Origin of the sequence: Moraxella canis (assembly GCF_034424565.1) — a bacterium.
GTDB lineage: Bacteria > Pseudomonadota > Gammaproteobacteria > Pseudomonadales > Moraxellaceae > Moraxella > Moraxella canis.
This window is the reverse complement of sequence record NZ_CP139961.1, coordinates 1,153,092-1,176,929: the sequence shown is the minus strand read 5'-3', so window position 1 is coordinate 1,176,929 and position 23,838 is coordinate 1,153,092. Positions and strand designations below refer to the sequence as shown.

Here is a 23,838-nt window from a genome sequence, read left to right as displayed (position 1 = left end):
GTAAATCCTAGCAAGAAAGTGTTACACACAAACACTGGCTCTACCCAAAAGCATGGGTTTATAATAATACGATCAATCACCACCAATGAGCCTGACATGATCATCAACAAATCTCTGCTTGCCATCGCTTTTGTTACTGCCTTGAGTGCTTGTAGTCAGCCCACCACTGGCACCGAGCAAACAGCTGCACTAAGTACACAAAATGCACAAGAGACGCAGCACGCAGCACACGCCCATCACGATACTACCATGCCGATGGCTGCACACACTAGCGAGTACATGCAGTCGATGAACACCATGCACGATGCGATGATGGCAGCTGCCACCAAAGCTCGTGCCGATGTCGCTTTCGTTGAAGGTATGATCCCACATCACCAAGGGGCGATACAGATGGCACAGATCGAGCTAAAATACGGCAAAGATGCCGCCATGCGTAAGCTTGCCCAAGACATCATCGATGCACAACAAACCGAGATTGAATTTATGCAAAATTGGCTGACCACCGCCCAAGATAAAGATGCCATCGATGCCAATAGCGAGCACGCCAAAGCCTATCTTAGCGACATGAGTATACATGATGCGATGATGACAGGGGTACATCACGAAGATGCTGACATCGCCTTTGCCCAAGGGATGATTCCGCATCATCAAGGGGCAGTCGAGATGGCAAAAATCCAGCTCAAATACGGTCAAGATGATCAAATCAAAAACCTTGCCCAAGGCATCATCGACGCCCAAAACCCAGAGATTGCACTGATGAAACAGTGGCTTGGCAGTCGTGGTATCAGCCAATAATCAAACAAAAAACCCATCAAGCAATTACGCTTGGTGGGCTTGGCAAGTCAGATGAGCGAATTATTTGCCCAATCCTGCCTGCTGTAACAGCGCACCAAAGCTGCCCATCGTTTTGGCAGGTTTGGCGGTAGATTTTGGCTTGTCTTGGCGAGCAGGTTTGCGATCTGCTTTGGGCTTATGATTTGCCGATTTGTCTGCTTTATCCGCCTTGGCTGACTGATTAGCTTTGGCAGATTTTTCAGATTTCATGCTAAAGCCGATGCGCCCGCGTGCTTCATCCACTGAGATGACGCGTACTGTGACGATGTCTTGGGGCTTGACTACATCGGCAGGATTGGTCACAAAGCCATCGGACAGCTCAGAGATATGCACCAAGCCATCTTGATGGACGCCCACATCCACAAAGCAGCCGAAAGCGGTGACATTTGTCACGACGCCCTCAAGGGTCATACCTACTTTTAAGTCCTTGATTTCATTAACATCATCACGGAACTTAGCCGTGCGAAACTCTCCACGAGGATCGTGTGCAGGCTTGGCAAGCTCATTCAAAACTGTCGCCAATTGGCTAAAATTATCTGAGCTGTCATTGAGCGCTTTGGTCAATTCTTCGTTACCCAAAACCTCGTCCAAAGACTTGTTATGCTTGGTTAAGATTTCATACACCAATCCATAACTCTCTGGGTGGACGCCAGTGGCATCCAGTGGCTCATCGCCGTCTTTGATGCGCAAAAACCCTGCTGCTTGCTCAAAAGTCTTAACCCCCAAGCGTGGTACATTTTTTAGCTCGTCGCGGTTGGTGAAAGCGCCATGTGCGCGGCGATACTCAACGATTTGTTGGGCGACGTTTTTATTGAGTCCTGAGATGTGCGCCAAGATCGCTGGACTTGCTGTATTGACATCCACCCCTACCGCATTGACGCAGTCTTCGGTGACTTTATCTAGGCTGCTTTCAAGCTCGGTTTGATTGACATCATGTTGATACTGACCGACACCGATCGCCTTTGGCTCAACTTTGACCAATTCTGATAATGGATCTTGTAAACGACGCGCAATCGATACAGCGCCGCGCACCGACACATCCAGATCGGGCAGCTCTTGGGAGGCAATCTCACTGGCTGAGTAAACCGACGCGCCTGCTTCTGATACCACCAGCGCCTTAGCAGGTAGCGAAGCTTCGCGAATGATTGACTTGACCAGCTCCTCGCTTTCGCGGCTGGCGGTGCCGTTGCCGATGGCTACCAACTCAACCTGATGCGCCTGAATCAGCGCCTCAATGCTGGCTTTGGCTTCGTCCAGTTTATGATGCGGCTTGAAAGGATAGACCGTGTCGGTTGCCAACACTTCGCCCATGCCATCAATCACCGCCATCTTGACGCCATGACTATAGCCTGGATCCACCCCCAAAATCACCTTTCGACCCGTTGGGGCTACCATCAGCAGATGCTTAAGATTCTCTGCAAAAACGGCGATGGCATCCGCTTCCGCTGCCAAGCGACGCTCAGTTAAGAGGCGGTGCTCAATCTGTGAACGCCATTTGACCAGCCAAAGTTTTTTGGCGGTATCAGTCAAAAAATCGCCATTGGCAGCATTCGGATCGATCTCAAAATGACGCATGATCATCTCAACAAATGGCTCATCTTCGCCATCAACATGCAGCACCAGCACATTTTGCTGGCGCCCACGCAGCATGGCAAGCAGGCGATGGTTTGACAGCTTGGCAAATGGTTCAGTGTGCTCAAAATAATCTTTAAATTTCTCGCCTGCCTCGCGCTTTTCTTCGCCGATCAGCTCAGAGCGAATGCTTGCAGTGGCATTAAATCCAGTGCGCACCTTATCTAATAAGTCTAGCGCTGTCGCCCATTCATCCAAAATGATCGCCTGAATGCCATTGATTTGTTTATCAAGATCGCCAAAATCAGCCTCAAACGTTTCGCCTTTATCATCGGTGAGCGTCTCAGGTGGCACATAGCCTTCGAGCGCTTCTGCTGGGTTTTGACCTGCCAAAACCGCATGCGCGATCGGCTCAAGCCCTGCCAATTTTGCGCGCGCAGCGACAGAGCGGCGGCGCGGGCGATAGGGCTGATAAATCTCTTCAAGCTCAAGCTTGGTTGAGGCAGCATTCACACGCTCGCCAAGCTCATCAGTCAGGACATTTTGAGCAGCCAATAGCCCTAGGATTTTTTGGCGGCGCGCTGCCAAATCTCGCTCGGCGATGAGCGATTTTTCAAGTCCGCGCAAAATCTCATCATCCAAGCCGCCCGTGTGCTCTTTGCGATAGCGAGCAATAAAAGGCACGCTTGCTCCTTCATCATACAGCTTGGCAAACGCTTCAACCTGCGCACTTTTGATGGCATGAGTTGCAGCCAATTTGGCATAAATGGCTTGATGGTCGATTTGAATATCGGTATCAGTCGTTGAGTTGGTCATATAGATTCTTTCAATGGCGCCGATTGGCAGGAAATGTTTCGCCTATTATACCAACTTTCGCTCAAAACACCAAAGCCTAGCGCTCAAAGTCTGCCAATCATCTTTGAAATATCCTTTAAAAATACTACCAAAAGTTTAAGGCAGTTTTGACTTGCTCTCAAAGAAAATTAACATAAAACTAGTGACATTTTGCTGTGCAATATTGTACACTAAGAGTATCAAGCCGACTTGACAAAGTGGGTATATAACGATAAGGAAAGATGATATGACAGAAACTTTAGACACGATGACGCACCGTATTTTGGTGGTGGATGATGATGCTCGGCTGCGCACACTGTTGCAGCGCTTTTTGGAAGATGATGGCTATGTGGTGCGTGTTGCGCACGATGGCAAGCAGATGGATAAGCTGATCGCGCGCGAGATGTTTTCATTGATCGTTTTGGATTTGATGCTTCCTGATGAAGATGGTATCGCGATCTGTAAGCGTCTGCGTGCAGAAAATTCAGGCATTCCCATCATCATGCTCACTGCCAAAGGCTCCGATGCCGATCGCATTGCGGGGCTTGAAGCAGGCGCAGATGATTATTTGCCAAAGCCTTTTAACCCAAAAGAGCTGCTTGCGCGCATCAAAGCGGTACTGCGTCGCCAAAACAGAGAGCTGCCAGGCGCCCCAAGCCAACAATTGGAAGTGGTTGAGTTTGGACCTTGGACGCTAGATTTATCCACACGCACGCTCAAGCGTGATGGCAATGTCGTTACCTTGACCACTGGTGAGTTCAGCGTTCTAAAAGCATTGGTTCAGCATCCAAGAGAGCCGTTGACGCGTGATAAGCTGATGAATCTTGCGCGTGGTCGTGAGTGGGGTGCGATGGAGCGCTCTATTGATGTTCAGGTGTCGCGCCTGCGTAGATTGATCGAAGACAACCCGTCTCAGGCTCGCTATATCCAGACCGTTTGGGGTGTGGGCTATGTATTTGTGCCAGATGGTGCTGAAGGCTGATCGTAAACCTATGCTATAATGGGGCAGTTTTGTCCCATTTTTATTTTGATAAGTCAAGTCATCATGATACCGATTCGCCAAATCCCAACCACGCTTGTCACAGGCTTTCTTGGTGCTGGCAAAACCACGCTCATCAATGCCCTAATTGCTCACAAATCCCATCAAAAATGGGCATTGCTGATTAATGAATTTGGAAAAATAGGCATAGATGGCGCTCTGGTGACTGGTGATGACATCGCCATCAAGGAAGTCAATGGCGGCTGCATTTGCTGCACAGGTCAGCTACCCTTGCAGGTGGCACTGGTCAGACTCATTAACGAGCATCATCCTGATCGGCTGATCATTGAGCCCACGGGACTTGCGCATCCTGATGAGCTGCTAGATCAGCTGTCAGAACCGCACTGGCAAACGACACTTAGGCTCAATGCGGTCATCTGTGTGCTGAGCGCGACTCAGTGGCAACAAGAAAAATATCGCACTCATGATGGCTACATCGCCCATGTGCGCCACGCTGATATTGTATTTATCAATCGCCATGACGCTCTTTCAGATCATGAGCGACAAGCTTTGAGAGCGTGGATCACAAGCATCAATGAACGGGCCGTCATCATCGATGAAGCGCCTCTAAGCCAAGATACTGCTGGCATGTTATTATCCACACCACACGACGCTCAAAAGGCGACTCAGCGCATCTCTTTAAGAGCACCAAATTCGGCGATGACTCAAACTGCTGACGAAACGATCAAGGGGTTAAATGAGTTACCCTATCGGTATCATGAGCAGATGGCAGGACATCAAGTGGGCGGCTGGCGACTGCCTAGCACGTGGCAATTTGACAGCTATCATCTACAAAAATGGCTGCTATCTCGCCCAAATTATTTGCGTATTAAAGGGGTGGTGCATACTTTAGAAGGCTGGCTTTTGATCAATATCACACCCGAAAGCATCAGCATCACAGATACTACCGCCCGAGATGATAGTAAGATTGAGCTGATATTTGATGCAAAAGACGCCAAAGATGATGACTGGCAGGCTTGGGATGATGAACTGATGAATCTGGTGCAAACTATGGATCACACAGCTCAATAATGACAAAAAAATGCCTTGCACCAGCAAGGCATTTTAAGCATTGACAAAAGTATTAGCCGTAGTGGGCGTATTTTGGATCTGCCGCTGCTGTGAATAGTACGTCGGTGGATGAATTGAGCGCCGTTTCGGCAGAGTCTTGGACGACGCCGATGATGAAGCCGATGGCAACCACTTGCATGGCGACATCATTTGGAATGTTAAATAAATTACACGCCAAAGGAATCAATAAAAGCGATCCGCCCGCCACACCAGAAGCACCGCAAGCCGACAAGCTGCCAACAATCGCCAACAGCACCGCCGCACCAAAGCTGACTTCAATACCCAAAGTGTGCGCCGCCGCCAAAGTCAAGATATTGATGGTGATCGCAGCGCCCGCCATGTTGATCGTCGCACCCAGTGGAATGCTCACAGAATATGTGTCTTCGCTCAGACCCAATTTGCGCGCAAGGTTCATATTCACAGGGATATTCGCTGCCGATGACCGCGTGAAAAATGCCGTCACACCAGACTCACGCAAGCAGGTAAAGACCAAAGGATAAGGGTTTTTGCGAGTCATCGCTGCAACGATGATCGGATTCATCACCAAAGCAATGAACAGCATCGAGCCGACCAGTACCGCCAATAATCGCGCATAGCCCACCAGTGCCTGCACGCCAGTTTCTGCGACAGTCGACGCCACCAAGCCTAAAATACCAAAGGGCGCCAAAGCAATGATCCATTTGACCACACTGGTCACTGCTGTGCCCAGATCTGACACCACACGCAAAGTGGTCTCCGTCACATGACGAAGGGCAAGACCAATCAGCACCGCCCAAGTCAAGATTCCCATATAATTGGCATTGGCAAGTGATGCCACAGGGTTGGCAACCAAATTCATGAGCAGATTGGTCAAAACTTCACGCAGGCTTTGGGGTGCAGCTTGCTCGACACTTTCGATATTGTTTAAGACCAATTCTGTTGGGAACATAAAACTTGCGCCCACAGCCACTAATGCTGCTGAAAAGGTACCGACCAAATAAAGAAAAATGATCGGCTTGATACGGCTGTCTGCACCGATACGCTGATTCGAGACAGCTGCCAGCACCAGCACAAATACCAGCACTGGTGCAACCGCCTTAAGCGCGCCCACAAAGATTGAGCCTAAAATACCCAAACTTAAGCCAAAAGATGGGGCAACTACCCCAATAATCGTCCCGATCACCAGCGCCAGCACAATCAGCGGCACCAAACCCAGACGCAAATAAGCATCTACAATCGAACGCATAATCACTCCTAAAATGATAAGAATCCGTTCACGGTGATCTGTCTAAGAGCCCAAGGGATGATGGTATAATCCAGACGGCTTAGTTTTGGTTGAGTATCAAAAGGATCACATCTGTCACACCAAATGCATTGATCAACTGTTTGACAGTCAGCAAATCTCATTTAGAAGCATATCATGAACGGTTCAAGCGCAAGCCAAGACTTACAAAACTGATCTACTATACCACTTTTTTATCATAAAGTCAGAATTTGTTGCGGTACTATTACAAATTGATGTGTATTAGATGAATTCTTGCCAAAGCCAATAAGTCAATCGCTTACTTGACCAATAAATCGCTTACAGGTGCATTCTGATAACCTAAAAGGGGTTGTTGATAAGACTGATAGAGCCAAAAGAGATTTAGACTGGCGTAACAACCTTTGGTATTTTGGCGGTTTTGCGGTGTTTATGGCGTGCTGTATGGGTTTTATGTTGTGGTTTGTGCCTAGCTTGGACGACATAGGGGCTAGACAAGCCGAATTAGACCACTTAACCGCCCAAATTGAGAAAGCCCGAAACCTGCAACGCCTACAAACCAGTAATTGCGATAAGCGGTTATGCGTAAAAGTCATTGAAAGTAAATGCAATTACGGCAGTAAGAGCGATAGGTATTATGTGGCGGAGTTGAAGTAAAAAATGCGTTACCTTGTATTTTCAAGGTAACGCATTTTTTGTTAATCGCCAAAACCTTCCAACCATTCCTGCTTGTTGATTTCATATTCAACAGCAGAAAAGCCGTCTGGATAATCCTTAAAGCCTTTTTGTTTTAGGGCATACTGCTTGGCTTTTTCCACTTCTTCCAAGCTAGAAAACACTCCTAACATTTATCGTTATCACAACCAAAGCTATCTACTCTTGTGTGATAAAGAACATAAACTGAATTTTTCATATATATTCTAATTATTTAAATGCTCGGTCGCCATATTTCTTAATTTGATTGTGTTCGGTTCCTGGTCCAGCTTTCCAGTTTCCAGCACCATATTTTGCATCCAAAATACGTTTAGCAAATTGGTTTCCGCTTTTATTTGGATTTTTACAAGGTTTATGTCCAGCTTGTTTTACCCAACTTGGGGCATCTTTAGCCGCTTCTTTCCCAGTTTTGTTGCTAACAAAAGTTTTGTATTCGGTACAAGAAAAAGCATAGCTAGGAGTAACCATTCCCAACAAAGAGAAAGAGAGAAAAATAGGCAATATTAATTTTGGGGCTGTACCAGATTAGCCTAAATCCCACACCATCTTCTCAATACTTTAAGCTGATTAGATGGTGTACCATAGTTAAAACGACACTCACATGCTTTGATAAAAAGATGAAAGTGTTTCTTGTCAATGTCATTGTACTTTCTTAAAACACGCTTGGCTTGCGACCAAAAGTTTTCAATGCCGTTGATGTGATTATGGTCTTTTGCAAATTCTTTGGAATGGTTAATTCTAACATGCTTAAAATCACTGACATCAAGAGCATTGTCACTACGATAGCTATCAGTATGGACAATGCTGTCAGGCTTGATTTTGCTTGTGATGATAGGCATGAGTGTGTTAGTCTTGGTGTCTTTAACCACAACCACAAAGACTTTACCGTTGCGTTTTAAAAGACCGAAAACAGCTGTTTTACCACCAGCTCTGCGACCACGCTTGCCTTTACGAATACCACCAAAATAGCTTTCATCAAGCTTTATTTCGCCATCAAACAATTCTTTAGCCTCAAGATTAAGATGGTATTCCATCACAAGTCTGATTTTATGGTAGAATAAAGCTGCTGAATTTGGGTGTATTTGTAGCAAATCAGCTGCCGAACGAGCAGTCACTTCAAGTACAAAAAAAATTCAAGCAGTCTTTTTTGTACTTTTTTACTGAGTTTACAATAGGTTATCTTCATAAAACTAGTATAACATGAGAGTTATTCTAGTACAGCCCCATTTTTTCAAATAAGGCTATTTGATTACGCCTGTACTAATGCTCATCATTAAAACAATCATCTCTCACTGTTCTATATATGTAGTAAGCCTATTACTTTCTTTTAAAGTCATGAGTAAAGGAATTAATAAAAACAGACTTGCTAAAATAATTATAAAATTAAAATTTTTATAATTTAAAATTAATCCAGCTAATAGCGAGCCTGTTATTAATCCTAATGGCGGAAATACTTCAACAATACCCCGAAATTTTGGATACATTATGCCATAGGGATTAACTGCAATTATATTTGAAGCAACTGAATAACCAAACGCCCAAACAATGCCTGCAATTAACATAGCAACTAATAAAATATTATAATTTACATCCTGATTCCAAATCATATAAGCAGAGATTAAAAAGGCTATGATGCTAATAAATAAACTAGCTTTTAAAACAGATGCTAAATGAAACTTACTCATTAGTATTGGTACTAATATTATAGGCAAATACATTGTCACCATATGCCACTGAACTAGGTTAGATATATTTGATGCTGTCATCTTTCTTGCTGTTGCTTCTAATGGAACAGAAGTCATTACTAAGGTCATAGTCACATAACTACAAAATCCTATCAAACCACCTAAATATAATAATGATTTATATACACCAAGATTTTTCTCTATCTTACTGATTGCTAAGTTTGGATTTACTCTATTGATAGAATATTTTGTTGGTAAAGTCAAACTCAAAATTAATGCTAAGACTCCAAAAATGGCAACTGCAATGTAAGCTTTATAAAATAGTTCAGGACTAGGTGCTATTTGTTTAGCAATCCAAGGTCCTACAATTGCTCCAATAATTCCACTAACTAAGACCAAATTAGTGTTCCAAGGTGATTTAATTTTCGCCATATCTTGTACTAAGAGACGATGATAGTTAGATAGCCCCATAAATATGCCTACTAGCAACAAACTAAAAGAAAAAATATAAAATAAATTATGTTGCACCGAAAATGAGGAGGTAAGTCCTGATATGATACAAAGAAGGGCAGATATAGCATAGGTTTTTCTTAAACCAATGAGGTTAATCAATGACATGCCACAACGAGAACCAACAATCATCCCAATGCCTATCATAGCATAAGAAGCAGTACCTCCAAGGTTGCTATGAGTGAGCAATTGCCCCGACCTCACTGTAATACTAAGGTCCAAACTAGCAACAGAAAAGGATATAGCGTAAAGAATTGCAAATCTTAGCGTGTTCATATTTAGCGAATTAATAATACTCATCTCGTTTCTCAACTTTTGGTCTGTTAGGCAATGTAGAAATCTGAAAAATTATAATTATTAATGTAGCGTTTAACTCCTGTCTGCGAAGCGGCATTAATTTCAGGCTGAATTAACATACAATCATTTCCATCTAGTGTTTTTAACACTGCAATTCCATGATAAGGAAGCAATTTAGAAGCTTTTTTATACTCAGGATAAATTCTTAGACCTAATATATCTTGTTGCTTTTGATGGATTGTTGCTCTAATAGAATTAGGGAAATATTTTTCTTCCCATGAAAGTTGAGACATTGCATATTTCAAGGAACGGTAATCAATAAATGCCCGTTTAGTTCTTCTTAAAACCTCCTTACCAAATGTATTTGAAAAGTCATTATATGTAGAATATTTTTTCAGTAATAATTTTTTATCCCCTTCATATTTGATGTTTGGTGAAAGTGAGGACAAATTAGGAAATTTCTCAGACCAAGTATAGTTAGAGGTGGGTAGTGAATCAGCCAATAGACTTTCTATTGTGACGATATTGTAAGACATCCGTGTCTCCTTTTCATGTTGTCGTTAAAAATATGAATAATTTATCTTTTGTGAGCCAAAGACCGTCCTTTAGCTCGAAACTTCTGGGGTGTTTCATGGTAACAAAGAGAAAAACGCCTTATAAATGCTGAAAGATTTTGATAGCCACATTTTTCGGCAATAATAGTGATAGGCATATCCGTATTAATAATCAAACCTCTAGCCATTTGCATACGAAGCTCAGTAATATAAGCTTTGGGTGTATATCCAAATTGTTTTTTGAAGGCTTTTTTAAAATGACTCTCACTAAGACAAGCAGCCTTTGCAAGCGAATCTAGTGTATGTTCTGCACTAATATCATTTTTTATAATGTTTAAAACATTAATAAGCCGACTATCAATTCTTTTATTAGAACTAATTTTTTTCAAAAACTCCATTAGCAATTTTAACATGTAATCATTCATCACTTGGTCAAAATCTGTTAGTAATTGCCTTTCAACAACCCCAATAAATGCTAAGAGTTTATCATCGAGCGAAAAATGCAACTCATTAACTGGGTCTAATGCAACGAAATCTATATTGTCAGTATTAATTACCAAGAAACGAAAGTCTGTCCTAGCGGTAAATTGGTGATGAACACCTTTTGGGATAATACAGACCTCTCCATAGCTAACAATAATTAATTTGCCATTTATTATCAGGTTGATATTTCCTAGTAATGGGATAAGTATTTGATGATAGTTATGGCTATGCCCAATTAAATTTGTATTATAAGTTCGTATGAACAAATTATCTAAATGGTCTTGATTTATCATTTTCTACTGGTCTTATTTAATATAAATGGCTTAAATTGGTAGATAAAAAGAACGACACAAACCATAATACCACCAAAAATAGTTAACAAATTTAAGTGTTTATGAAAAAAAATACTTTCTAAAACCATTGTCAATAATGGCAATAAAAAAAATAATGTACTGACCTTCTCAGCATTACTATGTCTTAGCATTCGCATTAATAATAAAAATGCCCCTACAGAAACTACTGCTCCCATCCATAATAGTGCTGAAATAAAGTAAAAATTAAAGTTGAAGCTCAATCCTTTCATGACAGTGGTAGCTCCAAATATCATAAAAGCCACAATAGTTTGGAGTAATAAAGTTAAAATTGGATTGCTTGTAATTTTGGACTGAATGATAGTTCCAAAAGTGATAGAGATTAAGGCACAAGCTGCCATCACTATTCCCAATAGATTAATTTGTTCAATTTTATGATATCCTAAGGTAGCAATAGCCAATCCTATAAAACAACCACCGAGCAAAGCAATATCATAATAGTTGACATTATTTGAAGTTGCTAACTTCGTAATAATAGGTTGCATCCCTAGAATTAAAATAATCATCCCTAACGATAAATGAGTATTAATGGATAAAAAATAGAAAACTAGATACAGAACTTGGAGCAGTAGCCCTGAAGCAATGATACGAACAAAATCATTTTTTTAAGTGTAGGTATTACAGCAAGATATTCTTTATTGGATAAAAATATCATGGTAAGCAGAGATAGTGCCAAAGCTGACCTTAAAAAAAGAAAACTCCAAACGTCTGCATACTGTAAACCTAGCTTAGAAAATAGAGCCCCTCCACTCCAAATTATTAAAAACACAAAAGGTACAAATTTATTTACTAGACTTTCTACTCCTAGTTTATTTGAATTAGTTAAACTCATAATTGGTACTCTAACTTAAAGTCAACTGGATAATCAGGGTGTGGATTAGTAGAATCGTAAGGAAAAGATATATGCTTCTGTAAGCAAGGTTTTCTTGTAAAAAAATCAACATATCCCTAGTTGCTCGCTCTGTTGGATTAATTTGAAAAACAGGGCTTAAGCTATGTTTAAATTCGTTATCCTTTATCAAGAGACTATCTAAGAATTTTTTATGCTGCATTGAGTTTACAAGATTTTCATTTTTTGTTTCTTCAAAACAAATGCCACTTTTTTCAAGATTGGAATGTATATTTGTGATAGCACTATTTTCAGTCATGTTATGATGCCCTAACATGATAGTCATTGTGTGGTCAACACCATCAGAATGTACGCCTTCTAAAGCAGGCTCACCTAATAAATCCTCCTGTGTTATAGTTCTTAAATGAAACACCGTGGTAACCCAATTGACCGAACTATAATCAAGGTTTTTACGAGGTAGTATATCGATGTTAGAAATAATAGGGTTTTTTACTTTAAGCATTCCTTGAAAGGCTAAATTTCTTGTTAGTCGTTCTTCTAAGCCAACAAAATATCTGATTTTTCCTGAATCATGACGAATAAAGTCCTCATCTACTGAAAGCACAAATGGTTGAAATGCCGTTCTGTAGATTACTTTGCTTAAATTATTATGAAAAAATCTACCATTTCTGCTTTCTCTAAATTCTAAAGTTGGGTCTGAAGGAAGATTATCACTCATTTCCTTCAAATGATTAATTTCTTCAATACTGATACCCATATCTTGTAGCAACTCAATCATCTGTTCACTTGAAATAAAGAGATAACCATCCTGCTGATATAGTTTTTTAAACTTACAAATATTTTTCAGAAATCGCTCATTGTTCTTCATTTTATTACTCCTCAAAAAATTAAAGAGTAATCAATAAAACAAACGAACTGTAACTAGAAAATATTCAAAAATGTGCTAAAAAGATTTTTTATGCTGAAAAAACTGGATATGGTTTAATTCATTATTTTCGTAAGTGAGATGAATTTAATTGATAAGATTTAGCTTTATCTTTATATTGAAGAATACATGAGTGTTCATGTTAATAGAGAACGACTGTTTATGAGAGGTAAGAATAAAAAAGCGCAGGTGATGCCTGCGCCTTTCTAAGCTGATGATATAAGGTTAGATTAATGGCTCGCCACTGACGATGATGCCATTATTATCAGCATAAATATAATCGCCTTCATGAATGACCACACCGCCAAAGCTGATCGTAAGCCCTGTCTCACCAACGCCTTTTCTGGTTGATTTTTGGGGAATGCTGGCAAGTGCTTGGACACCCAGTGGCATCTTTGACATCTGATCGACATCACGCACACAGCCATAAACGATCACACCTGCCCAGCCATGCTTAACTGCCGATTCAGCAATCATATCACCAAGTAAAGCGCAGCGCATCGATGCACCGCCATCCACGACAAGCACACGCCCCTTGCCTTCGGTGGCGAGCAGCTCCTTGACCCTAGAATTATCCTCAAAACACTTCACCGTCACCACTTGACCGCCAAAGCTGTGATGACCGCCAAAATTACGAAAGCTTTTACCATCAATCGATGGGCTCACCACGCTGATGGCCTGATCGCTATGATCGTCCAATAAATCACAAGTAACAAAATCGGTCGCCATAAACACTCCTTTGCTGAGTTGAGTTGATTAAACTTGATCAAAATTGTGATTGATCACACTATAACTGTGCATAAATTTTTTGTCAAACCAACTTTGACTGGATGGCATAACCTACCGCACTAAGATCCATGCGCTTGGCAATGCCTTTAAACTTACACTTTCGAAAAATCCAGCTCAAAGCTTGATTCAAATGACATTGGCTCATGAGTGATCGGATCGGTGAATGACAGACGCTTGGCAAGCAACTGCAAAGGGTGATCAAAGTCATCTTCCGCGCGATGCACCACACAAGGATAATAGCTGTCATGAGCGATAGGGATGCCCAAATGATTCAGATGCACTCTGAGCTGATGCAGCTTGCCTGTGGTGGGTCGCAGCTCATATTTTGCCCATTTGCCATCGTCACTGACAGCCAAGACATCCATATCGGTGTGCGTGTTTGGCGCACCTTTACCCACCGCCATGGTATAAAAAGGCTCGCCGCGCTCAAGATGTAACTCGATCGCCAAAGGAAATCGGTGCGCCTGCGTCATGGGCGCGATGGCATGATACACCTTAGTGATCTGCTGCGTGGCAAACAGCGACTGATACAGCCGGCGTGCGGCACTGGTCTTGGTAAATAGTATCAGCCCTGCCGTTTCTCGATCCAGACGATGCACAGGCGACAGATCGCCATTGGCTGTTATGCGCTTTAAGCGAGTCAAGAGCGTCTGCTGGACATAGCGTCCTGCCGGCGCCACCGTCAAAAAATGCGGCTTATCCACCACCATCAGATCTTGATTTTCATAAATGATATGATGCTCAAAAGGCACCACCGTCTCATCAGGCAGATGCCGATAATAGCTGATGGTCTCGCCATGCCGATACGGACTATCTATCCTAAGGGCGATGCCTTGGGAGTCGGTGACCAAGCCATCTTCAAATCTGGCTTGCCAAACAGCCAAGCCAACATGCGGAAACTTTGAGTACACATACTCAAAAATGGTCGCAGGCTGAGCGGCACTCTTTGGCAGATATAGCTGGCTTGGTGAGACGCCATCACGCATCATCAGCGCGCGTGTTCGATACAGTATGCCGTATATGGTACCGCTTTTAGGCGATTTTCATTGATTAGCTCACCACATTCGACACAGGTGCCATATTCGCCTTCTTCGATGCGGCGCAGTGCGGCATTGACGTACACTAAACCTTGTTCAGCTTCGATCAACAGCGCTTTACGCATCTCATCACGACTGGCGGCGACGGCTTGGTCATCCCAGTGCTGCTGCATCTGATCTTGGGGGTGAGCGATGTGATCACTGATTTTATCAATGCGCGCTTGGTATTCTGCTTTTAGGGTTAATAAGGCGTCTTTATAAGTGTCGATATTTTGCATAATGCCTCCTGTTTTTTAGAGTTTTGTTTATTTTCATTATTCATGAATTATTCAAAAAAGGCAATAGCGATTTATGCTCTTTATCGTTTTTATTTGAGTGGGTTCAGCATTGCGTGGTAGTGTTTGAATTAAGTCTCGCCAAAGCCAATGAGACCAATTTTTATCGCTGTGGTTTGTACGATATTTCTTACATGGATTGATGACATTTGCCACTATTTTTGTATAGTCAGCTTTGGCATAATACACCCAACAGCACAGGAAATGGGTACAGGTAAGTACCACTGCGACGGATAGCATGGCTGTTACAAGGACGACCATAGGGAAATATGCAATGATTGCACTAAAAAACCACAAGTTTCGGCTTGTGGTTTTTGCTATGTGCGGCTTGATATTCTAAATTTCTAAGGCTAAATTCTAATCTTCAACCGTCGCATAAACTCCCAAACTCTCCACAAAAGCCGTCAAAGCACCACTTTCAAGCTCAGCGGTGATGCGGACATTGGCATCATAATCAACCTGCAAGATCTCGCCACCGGCTTTGGCGATCAGATAGCGAAGCTGCGCTTCGTGCGCAAATGTGGTCTGAAGCTTGATCGACGCTTTGGGTAAGAATGTTTCAAGCGTCATGGCATCTACCGCCATCTGTGCAGCGGTCGCATAAGCGCGCGTCAGCCCACCCGCCCCAAGCTTGATACCCCCAAAATAGCGTACCACGATGATGATGCAGTTGCCGATGCCTTTGTGCTGCAGCACAGCTAAAATCGGTCTGCCCGCCGTTCCATTGGGCTCGCCATCATCATCAAAGCCTGCACTGGTGGTGTTATGCGGATCGCCTAGGATGTAGCCATAGCAGTGGTGGCGCGCATCAGGATAGCGAGCGCGCAACTCCTGCACATATGCCATCGCCGACTCGCGCGTGCTAATCGGATAAGCAAAAGCCAAAAATTCGCTTTTTTTGATTTCATACAGCGCTTCACAAGGGGCGCTTGGGGTTTGATAAGTCACTTGATATTTTCCATGATGAATGGGGTCATTTTCCCACATTTTGGCAATTTGCACAATTTTGTACATCATCAAGCCATCTCACCCAACATCAAAACTACAAATCACCCAAGCAAACTGTGCTAAAATTGGGGCAATTTATAGGAATAATTTCTGAGACTGATTATGCGTTTGGATAAATTTTTGAGTAAAGCCACAGAGCTGTCGCGTAAAGACGCCAAAAAAGTGCTCCATGCCGGCGAGATTACCGTCAATGATGTCATTATCAAAGACTCAAGCCATCACATTGATTTGACAAATGATGAAGTGCTGTGGGCAGGTGAGCCGTTAAGCGTCGCTGATGGCAATCGCTATATTTTATTGTATAAGCCTGATGGGTTTGAGTGCACGCTTAAGCCCAAAGAATATCCGATCGTCACTGATTTGATCGCGGTGCCTGAAGTGGCAGCGCTTCGTATTGCGGGGCGACTTGATGTGGACACCACAGGCGCACTGCTGCTGTCAGATGACGGGGCGTGGCTACACCGCGTTACCAGTCCCAAGCGCCATCAGCCCAAGCGCTATGAGCTGACCCTTGCCGATCCGATGGATGCAGATGCCCAAGCGCACGCCATCAAGCAAGTGGCAAACGGTATCTTATTAGAAGGCGAAACCGAAAAAACTCGTCCTGCTGAGCTGTCGTTCATTGATGAGACGCACGCGGTGCTCATTCTCACCGAAGGCAAATATCATCAAGTCAAGCGCATGATGGCATATTTTGGTAATAAAGTCATCGAACTGCACCGCGCAAGTATTGGCGATATCTGCCTAGATGGGCTTGAGATGGGCGAATGCCGCTTCTTGACAGCTGATGAGATCGCTCAATTTTAAGAATTACTATAAGATTTATGAAACTGATTGTTTGTGTGTTGGCTTTGGTGTTCAGCTTACCCTTAAGCTTAAGCGCATCTGCCAACACGCTTGATACCCATGACGCCATCAGATCAAAGCTTACCCATTTAGGATTGACAACGCCGATCACTGCCATCGAGCCAAGCCCTGCCTTAGGCTTTCATCAGATCACTTTGGCAGATGGCAATCATCTGCTGATCAGCGATGGGCTAGACTATATCATTCAAGGCACGCCAAGTCCCAACCCAAGCCCCCTCACGCCCATTGATCATCATATCCAAAAGCCCCTTGCCATGGGCACACCCATCAGCGACGCGCACCGCACCGCTTTATTAAACAACTTGAGCGCCATGAACGACATGCAGGACGCCGCCTTTTATCATACTGGCATCCAAGGGGTGCTTTGGGGCATCTCAGGCATGGGCGACACCACATTTTTGATCACTGGCGATGGGCGGTATCTGATGGATGGTGCGATGGCGAGCCTCAAAAACGGTCAGTTCATTGAGCACAGCCCCGTCTTTGAAGCAGCGAAAAATCGCCATGTCTTTAGCACACTCAACGATACGCATCTGACCATCTACCCTGCCAAAACTGCACAAAAATCTGTGCTGTATATCGCCAGCGATATCAACTGCCCTTATTGTAAAGTGTTACACGAGCGCATCGATGAGCTGAATATCCATGGCATCACGGTCAAAATCATCGGCTACCCCATCTATGATGAGTCTTTGAAGCCCATGCAGCAAATTTGGTGCGAGCAAAACAATGCCAAGCGTGCCGTCTTATTGTCCGCCGCCATGAAAGGCATGACTTTAAGCGCTCGCTCTGCTTGCCAAAGCAGCCAAAGCACGCTTTTTGCTACTCAAAAGCAGGCGCTGCCACTTGCTATCATGGGTACACCTGCCGTTTTTGATGCTCAAGGCAGGCTGTTTATGGGTGATTTGACCAACCATGAAATTTACGAATTTTTATCGCTTGAGTAATTCATGCTCGGCAGCAGTTATATTAGCTTCGATGATCTAAGTATCAGTCAGGATGTTTCATGTGAAACATCCTGATGCCGTTTTGCGACTGTAGTGGTTGATTTGATGGCAATTGATGGGATTTTGTGCTTTTTTTAATGTTACAGCTTGATAAATCAGCTTGGCAACTCCATATTTAGGCATATTTTTGTATTTTTTATGGATGTTGACATGAGTAAAGATTTTTATAGCATTTTGGGTGTCGATCGCTCCGCCGACGAAAAAGAAATTAAAAAGGCGTTTCGTAAAATTGCGATGAAATATCACCCTGACCGCAACCCCGACAATCCTGAAGCCGAAGAAAAGCTCAAGGAAGCCACCAAGGCATACGAAACGCTGAGCGATGCTGAAAAGCGCGCCACCTATGATCGGATGGGACATGATGCCTATGAGCAAGGCATGGGCGCAGGCGGCTTTGGTGGCGGTGGTTTTAGCGGGGGTGATTTTAATGACATCTTTGGCGACATCTTTGGTCAGGCGTTTGGCGGTGGTGCAGGCTTTGGCGGTTTTGGGGGTGGTAGCTCACGCAGACAGGCTCGTCAAGGCGCCAATTTATTGTACAACATCACCCTAACGCTCAAAGAAGCGGTCAAGGGCTGCAAAAAACAAATCACTTACCAAACCAGCGTCACTTGTGATACCTGCCATGGCAAAGGCGCGGTCAAGGACAGCGACATCGTGACTTGTAGCACCTGTCATGGTCAAGGTCAAGTGCGTATGCAGCAAGGATTCTTTGTGATGCAGCAGACCTGTCCGGACTGTCATGGCACAGGTAAACAGATCAAAAACCCCTGCCCTGACTGCCATGGCGAAGGCAAAAAAATGAAGCAGCAAACGCTTGAAGTGTCTATCCCTGCCGGCGTGGATGATGGCGACCGCGTACGCTTGGCAGGCAAAGGCGAGGCAGGCGACCAAGGGATGCCAAATGGCGATTTGTATGTCGAAGTGCGCGTAAAACCGCACGAAACTTTCACCAGAAATGGTGCAGATCTACATATGGATGTGCCGATTTCGATGGTGTCAGCGGCGCTGGGTGATGAAATCGAAATCCCAACTTTGGATGGCAAGGTGAAAATCAAAATCGCTGAGGGTACGCAGTCGGGCAAGCTGTTGCGCGTACGCGGTAAGGGTGTTACTACCGTTCAAGGGCGGATGCAAGGCGATTTGATTTGCCGTATCATCGTCCAAACCCCAGTGAATTTGACGGGCGAACAAAAAGACCTGCTGCGTCAGCTCCAAGGCACGCTCAGCACCGAAAACAGCAGCGAATCTAAGAAAAAAGGATTTTTTGATAAAATCAAAGACGATGTCAAAGACTTATTTGACTAAATCTTGTTAATTTAGGAAAGCTCCGATCACTCGGGGCTTTTTTGTGCTTTAGATTTGACAGCTTGATTGATAACATTTATGATGCAAAAAATCTTAAAACCAAACTTTTTTGTATAGTGGCTGTGACATTTGGAGCATTTTTTATGGATGGATTATTAAAACTCACCAACTTTGTCAGTAGGACATTTGCCGTTTGGGTGGTGGTTTTTGCGCTGATTGCTGCGCAGTTTCCTGATGTGTTTAAGCAGTTTGTGCCGTGGATTCCGTATCTGCTCGGCATCGTCATGCTAGGCATGGGCTTGACCTTGACTTTCAAGGACTTTGGAGAAGTCACCAAAAATCCCAAAGCGGTCATCATCGGCGTCATCGCTCAATATGTGGTGATGCCTGTGATTGCCTTTTTGTTGGTGCAGGCATTTAGGCTACCGCCTGACTTGGCGATCGGCGTGATCTTGGTCGGCTGCTGCCCGGGTGGCACTTCGTCAAATGTCATGACATTTCTTGCCAAGGGCAATACCGCTTTATCGGTTGCTTGTACGACACTCTCGACACTTTTAGCGCCTGTTTTGACGCCGGCTGTGTTTTATTTATTTGCCAGTCAATGGCTGCAAGTCGATGCAGGCGGTATGTTTGTTTCTGTACTAAAAATGGTGCTTTTGCCAGTTTTTATTGGGCTGATCATCCGCTCGGTATTCAAACAAAAAGTCCAAAGCGTGAACCAAACCATGCCTTTGATCTCTGTCATCGCGATCGTGCTCATCGTCGCGGCGGTCGTAGCGGTGAGTAAAGATCGCATCATTGAGTCTGGTTTGTTTATCTTTTTTGTGGTGGCGCTGCATAATGGATTTGGCTATTTGGTGGGCTATGCTGCCGCCAAACTCTTTAGGCTGCCCATCCATGACAGTAAGGCGATCGCCATTGAAGTGGGCATGCAAAATTCAGGCTTGGGCGCAGCACTGGCTGCCGTACACTTTAAGATGAATCCATTTATTGCGGTGCCGAGCGCGATTTTTAGCTTTTGGCATAATATTTCTGGACCCATCTTGGCGATGATTTTTAGTCGCATGCATGATGATAAAGCCTCCAATTGACTTCCTCCCCGCCCTAAAGTGCGGGGATTCCTACAGCTAGACGGTCAAGCCCGACCGCAAGAATGTTCCGACTGGCATTGATATCTCTATCATGCCGTGTGCCACACTTTGCACAAGTCCATTCTCTGATTCGCAAACCTGCTCTACCTTTCGGACTACTGGACATATCGCCACAGCACGAACAAGTCTGGGTAGTGTATCTTTCTGATACGATTTCCAAGCGACAGCCTGTCTGCTGACATTTGTATTCCAGTTGTCGCTTTAATTCAAACCAACCAGCATCGTAAACCGATTTGGCGAGTTTGCCTTTTTTACTGTTAAATTGAGTGGTTTTAATATCGCCTACCACGATTAGGGCGTTATCCTTGACTAATTGGGTGGTGAATTTATGAATTAAGTCTAACCTTGTATTTTTAATCTTGGCATGGATTGCTTTCACGCGTTGTTTGTTTTTGGCTCTTTGGGCTATCGCTAATTGTTTTGCATATTTGAGCGTTTGCTTAATGGTTAGCTTGTCACCGTTTGAGGTAGTGGCACTGTCTTTTAAACCAAGATCAATACCAACCGAACCTGTGCCACAAGTTTGTTTTGGATAGTTCTTGACGGTGAGACAGGCATACCAACGATTGCGGCTGTCTTGCACAATCTCACAGGTGTTAATTTGATATAGTGATAGGTTGTAGCTGTCCCATAGGTCAATGACTAGCTTTTGTCCTTTGGCTAGGGATAGTTGCAAGGTGGATTTTAAGCCTTTTTTGCCTGTTTGGTGAGTAGCGATGTGCTTAATAGCCGATTGTTTAAACGGTATCCAGCCAAGCGATTTTCGTTTAGACTTTGGGTTGTTGGTTCGCCAGTTAAGTTTTGCCTTCTTAAACTGCTTACGACTTTTTGCATGGGTTTCATTGATGGCTTGAATGGTTTGAGAATGTAAGCCCAGTAATTCACCGCTACCTTTGGTATATTCGTTTAGGTCGTAGGCACTCAAGAATTTGCCAGTTTTTTGTAGGTGTTTGTAACTCAAGTCATTGACATAATTCCACACGAAATTGACCGAACCGCTTAGGCGGTTTAGTTGGTTTGTGTGTTTATCTTTGATGCGTAGCTTGAGTGTTTTCATAGGTTTATTATATCATTTTATTAAGCTAAGAGATTAAAAAGTGAGATTTACCGCCTGATATCCACCGCCTGAAGTCGGTGGATATAAGGCGGTGATGGATAAACTTATTAAAACTCGATAAGCCGCCCCGACACGCTCGGGGCTTTTTGGTGATAAAAATAATACTTTGGTTTGGCATTTGACAGCACCACGCGCAACCTTTACAATCGCTGAATCTGATGATTAATCTGTATAAAGGCTTATCCATGGACAAACATACTCAGCTCATTCACGATCCCCGTCTAGCACCCATACAAATCAACAGCCTGCAGCCACCTGTGTACCGCGCATCAACGATCATCTTTGATAATACTCAGGCGCTGTTTCAAAGACACTGGAGTGATCGCTATGATTATAGCTATGGCACGCATGGCACGCCCACGACTTATCTACTGGCGGATCAGATGGCAAGGCTTGAGGGCGGTAATCATGCGCTTTTAGCGCCCAGCGGTCTTGCTGCCATCGTATTGGTGAACACAGCGCTGCTTGGGCAAGGTGATGAGGTGTGGGTCACTGAAAATATGTACAGCCCCAATCTTGAGCATCTGCGCGAACTTCAAAAACGCTACGGCGTGGTGATCAAAATATACGACCCACTGGATGCCAAAAGCTTTCAGCCCACGCCTGCTTGTAAGCTGATATGGCTTGAGGCGGCGGGGTCTGTGACGCTTGAATTTCCTGACTTACAAGGACTGATCAAGATCGCCAAAGAGCATCATGTCTGCATCGCTTTGGACAGCACTTGGGGCGCGGGGCTGGCTTATTCGCCATTTGATCTTGATGGCGCGTCTGTGGATATTTGTGTTCATGCATTGACCAAATATCCTAGCGGTGGTGGTGATGTCTTGATGGGCAGCATCGTAACCCAAGATAAGGCTCTGCACAAGCAGCTGCTGCGTATGCATGCCGTCTTGGGCTTTAGCGTCTCAGGTGATGACTGCGCGCGTGTTTATCGTAGCCTGCCCACCTTAGCCTTACGCTACGAAACACAAAGCAAAAGCGCCATTGAGCTGATGGCACACCTAAAAGATGAGCCTGCTTTTGCTCAAGTGCTTCATCCTGCCAATCCTGATACTTTGGGTCACCACTTTTGGCAACAAAACTGCCCAACTGGGCTATCGGCAGGCTTGGTGAGCGTGGTTTTTGATGAGCGCTACTCTTGGGCGGATGTTTGCCGTTTTTGTGATGCTCTTAAGATATTTAAATTGGGCTTTAGCTGGGGCAGCGCAACAAGTTTGGTCATGCTGTACGATCTGACTAAGATACGCACTCTGCCAAGCTTGCATCTACAAGGTCGCTATGTGGTGCGGTTTTGTGTTGGACTTGAAGCACCCAAGGATCTGATCGATGACATCAAGGCAGCTTTGGGGAGCTTAAATTATGATGAAAAATCAAAATAACCTTGCTATAATCAATTAATTATCATCCAAACAAGGACATCGTTATGAGTAAGCTTAAAATTGGCATCATGGGAGCATCAGGGCGCATGGGGCGGATGCTCATCGAAGCAGCCATGACCCACCCAAAAACTGAGCTTGGCGGGGCTTATGTGCGCAGCATCTCAAGTTTGATCGGCGTGGATGCTGGTGAGTTTATTGGTGCCGATAAATCAGGCATCGCACTCTCCACATTGGATGCTGCAGGCTTAGGGGCGATGATTGATTTTAGTTTGCCCGAAGCTTTGGATGACGTACTCGATCAGTGCGTTACGCACAAAATTCCGCTCGTGATGGGCGTGACAGGTCTTAGTGATGACCAAGAAGCCAAGCTCAAGGACGCCGCCAAACACATTGCCATCGTCTATGCAGGCAACTACTCAACTGGTGTCAATCTGTCGCTTAATTTGCTTGCCACTACCGCACGCGTACTGGGGCTAGATGCCGATGTCGAGATCATCGAGCACCACCATAAGCACAAAATCGATGCGCCATCAGGCACTGCCTTGATGATGGCGCGCGCTGTCGCCGAAGCACGCGGACAAACGCTGAATAATACTGCCATCTATGGTCGTGAAGGTGCCGCCAAGCGCCAAGCGGGCGATATCGGCATCCATGCTGTGCGCGGCGGCGAAATTGTCGGCGAACACACTGTGGAATTTATCATGGATGGTGAAATCATCGAAATCACCCACAAGGCACAAAGCCGCGCCACATTTGCCACAGGCGCGGTAAGAGCTGCGCTGTGGGCAGCAGATCAGCCTGCGGGTCTGTATGACATGCAAGATGTCTTAGGACTTAAATAGGTATAAAAACCAGATTTAA

At 44.3% G+C, this 23,838-nt stretch carries 23 protein-coding genes and 1 pseudogene; 9 read left to right on the top strand and 15 right to left on the bottom strand.

Annotated elements, in window-relative coordinates; all coding sequences use genetic code 11:
• Positions 1–96: 96 nt before the first annotated feature.
• Positions 97–795 carry a CopM family metallochaperone gene (copM, locus tag U0021_RS05295; protein ID WP_049238052.1) on the top strand — a complete coding sequence of 233 codons (699 nt, stop codon included), beginning with the start codon at positions 97–99 and terminating at the stop codon, positions 793–795.
• Positions 796–855: 60 nt separating this feature from the next.
• Here copM and U0021_RS05290 read toward each other — a convergent pair whose 3' ends face one another.
• Positions 856–3,222 (bottom strand): Tex family protein, encoded by a 2,367-nt coding sequence (locus U0021_RS05290; RefSeq protein WP_114800345.1) that lies wholly within the window; start codon positions 3,220–3,222, stop codon positions 856–858.
• Positions 3,223–3,487: 265 nt separating this feature from the next.
• On the opposite strand from U0021_RS05290, the gene ompR reads away from it, so the two are divergent.
• Both ompR and U0021_RS05280 read left to right on the top strand, forming a co-directional pair.
• Positions 3,488–4,222 (top strand): osmolarity response regulator transcription factor OmpR, encoded by a 735-nt coding sequence (ompR, locus tag U0021_RS05285; protein ID WP_078255896.1) that lies wholly within the window; start codon positions 3,488–3,490, stop codon positions 4,220–4,222.
• Positions 4,223–4,285: 63 nt separating this feature from the next.
• Positions 4,286–5,311, top strand: coding sequence for a CobW family GTP-binding protein (locus tag U0021_RS05280; protein ID WP_114800381.1), 1,026 nt, complete (start codon positions 4,286–4,288; stop codon positions 5,309–5,311).
• Between the two features lie 52 nt (positions 5,312–5,363).
• Here the strand turns inward: U0021_RS05280 and sstT are convergent, their stop codons facing one another.
• The 13 genes and pseudogenes from sstT to U0021_RS05215 all read right to left on the bottom strand — a co-directional run bounded on the left by sstT (position 5,364) and on the right by U0021_RS05215 (position 16,088).
• Complete coding sequence (sstT, locus tag U0021_RS05275; RefSeq protein WP_078255897.1) at positions 5,364–6,575, bottom strand: serine/threonine transporter SstT; 1,212 nt, start codon at positions 6,573–6,575, stop codon at positions 5,364–5,366.
• Between the two features lie 713 nt (positions 6,576–7,288).
• The gene (locus U0021_RS05270; RefSeq protein WP_167366919.1) at positions 7,289–7,438 is read right to left on the bottom strand and encodes a DUF7336 domain-containing protein; all 150 of its coding nucleotides are present in this window, start codon (positions 7,436–7,438) and stop codon (positions 7,289–7,291) included.
• A gap of 76 nt (positions 7,439–7,514) precedes the next feature.
• Positions 7,515–7,772: a type IV secretion protein Rhs gene (locus tag U0021_RS05265; RefSeq protein ID WP_114800343.1), complete on the bottom strand. Its 258-nt coding sequence runs from the start codon at positions 7,770–7,772 to the stop codon at positions 7,515–7,517.
• 62 nt (positions 7,773–7,834) lie between these two features.
• Positions 7,835–8,490 (bottom strand): annotated as a pseudogene (locus U0021_RS05260) (IS1595 family transposase).
• A gap of 103 nt (positions 8,491–8,593) precedes the next feature.
• On the bottom strand, positions 8,594–9,799 hold the full coding sequence (locus tag U0021_RS05255) for an MFS transporter (protein ID WP_162816839.1): 1,206 nt from the start codon (positions 9,797–9,799) through the stop codon (positions 8,594–8,596).
• A 23-nt stretch (positions 9,800–9,822) separates the two neighbouring features.
• A complete protein-coding gene (locus U0021_RS05250) occupies positions 9,823–10,332 on the bottom strand; it encodes a hypothetical protein (protein WP_114801119.1) in 510 nt (169 codons plus the stop codon).
• A gap of 41 nt (positions 10,333–10,373) precedes the next feature.
• Entirely contained in the window at positions 10,374–11,126 is a 753-nt protein-coding gene (locus U0021_RS05245; protein ID WP_078255902.1) for a helix-turn-helix transcriptional regulator, read from the bottom strand.
• Positions 11,123–11,710 carry a DMT family transporter gene (locus tag U0021_RS05240; RefSeq protein ID WP_114801118.1) on the bottom strand — a complete coding sequence of 196 codons (588 nt, stop codon included), beginning with the start codon at positions 11,708–11,710 and terminating at the stop codon, positions 11,123–11,125. Before U0021_RS05240 ends, U0021_RS05245 begins: the two co-directional genes overlap by 4 nt.
• A gap of 336 nt (positions 11,711–12,046) precedes the next feature.
• Positions 12,047–12,922: a 2OG-Fe dioxygenase family protein gene (locus U0021_RS05235; RefSeq protein WP_227538748.1), complete on the bottom strand. Its 876-nt coding sequence runs from the start codon at positions 12,920–12,922 to the stop codon at positions 12,047–12,049.
• A 282-nt stretch (positions 12,923–13,204) separates the two neighbouring features.
• Positions 13,205–13,708: a ribonuclease E activity regulator RraA gene (gene rraA / locus U0021_RS05230; RefSeq protein ID WP_049238040.1), complete on the bottom strand. Its 504-nt coding sequence runs from the start codon at positions 13,706–13,708 to the stop codon at positions 13,205–13,207.
• Between the two features lie 152 nt (positions 13,709–13,860).
• Positions 13,861–14,757, bottom strand: a complete 897-nt coding sequence (locus U0021_RS05225) for a pseudouridine synthase (RefSeq protein ID WP_114801116.1) — start codon at positions 14,755–14,757, stop codon at positions 13,861–13,863.
• The gene (locus U0021_RS05220) at positions 14,757–15,083 is read right to left on the bottom strand and encodes a TraR/DksA family transcriptional regulator (protein ID WP_049238037.1); all 327 of its coding nucleotides are present in this window, start codon (positions 15,081–15,083) and stop codon (positions 14,757–14,759) included. Before U0021_RS05220 ends, U0021_RS05225 begins: the two co-directional genes overlap by 1 nt.
• Before the next feature lie 414 nt (positions 15,084–15,497).
• On the bottom strand, positions 15,498–16,088 hold the full coding sequence (locus U0021_RS05215; protein WP_114801122.1) for a YigZ family protein: 591 nt from the start codon (positions 16,086–16,088) through the stop codon (positions 15,498–15,500).
• Between the two features lie 162 nt (positions 16,089–16,250).
• On the opposite strand from U0021_RS05215, the gene U0021_RS05210 reads away from it, so the two are divergent.
• The 4 genes from U0021_RS05210 to U0021_RS05195 all read left to right on the top strand — a co-directional run bounded on the left by U0021_RS05210 (position 16,251) and on the right by U0021_RS05195 (position 20,421).
• On the top strand, positions 16,251–16,955 hold the full coding sequence (locus U0021_RS05210; RefSeq protein WP_049238036.1) for a pseudouridine synthase: 705 nt from the start codon (positions 16,251–16,253) through the stop codon (positions 16,953–16,955).
• 17 nt (positions 16,956–16,972) lie between these two features.
• A complete protein-coding gene (locus U0021_RS05205) occupies positions 16,973–17,962 on the top strand; it encodes a thioredoxin fold domain-containing protein (protein WP_114801114.1) in 990 nt (329 codons plus the stop codon).
• 210 nt (positions 17,963–18,172) lie between these two features.
• Positions 18,173–19,330 carry a molecular chaperone DnaJ gene (dnaJ, locus tag U0021_RS05200; protein WP_114801113.1) on the top strand — a complete coding sequence of 386 codons (1,158 nt, stop codon included), beginning with the start codon at positions 18,173–18,175 and terminating at the stop codon, positions 19,328–19,330.
• 143 nt (positions 19,331–19,473) lie between these two features.
• Positions 19,474–20,421, top strand: coding sequence for a bile acid:sodium symporter family protein (locus tag U0021_RS05195; protein WP_114801121.1), 948 nt, complete (start codon positions 19,474–19,476; stop codon positions 20,419–20,421).
• A 13-nt stretch (positions 20,422–20,434) separates the two neighbouring features.
• Here U0021_RS05195 and U0021_RS05190 read toward each other — a convergent pair whose 3' ends face one another.
• Positions 20,435–21,538, bottom strand: a complete 1,104-nt coding sequence (locus U0021_RS05190) for an RNA-guided endonuclease InsQ/TnpB family protein (protein WP_327037421.1) — start codon at positions 21,536–21,538, stop codon at positions 20,435–20,437.
• Between the two features lie 245 nt (positions 21,539–21,783).
• On the opposite strand from U0021_RS05190, the gene U0021_RS05185 reads away from it, so the two are divergent.
• On the top strand, positions 21,784–22,977 hold the full coding sequence (locus U0021_RS05185) for a PLP-dependent transferase (RefSeq protein ID WP_114800695.1): 1,194 nt from the start codon (positions 21,784–21,786) through the stop codon (positions 22,975–22,977).
• A 44-nt stretch (positions 22,978–23,021) separates the two neighbouring features.
• Positions 23,022–23,819: a 4-hydroxy-tetrahydrodipicolinate reductase gene (gene dapB / locus U0021_RS05180; protein WP_114800696.1), complete on the top strand. Its 798-nt coding sequence runs from the start codon at positions 23,022–23,024 to the stop codon at positions 23,817–23,819.
• The last annotated feature ends 19 nt before the right edge of the window (positions 23,820–23,838 follow it).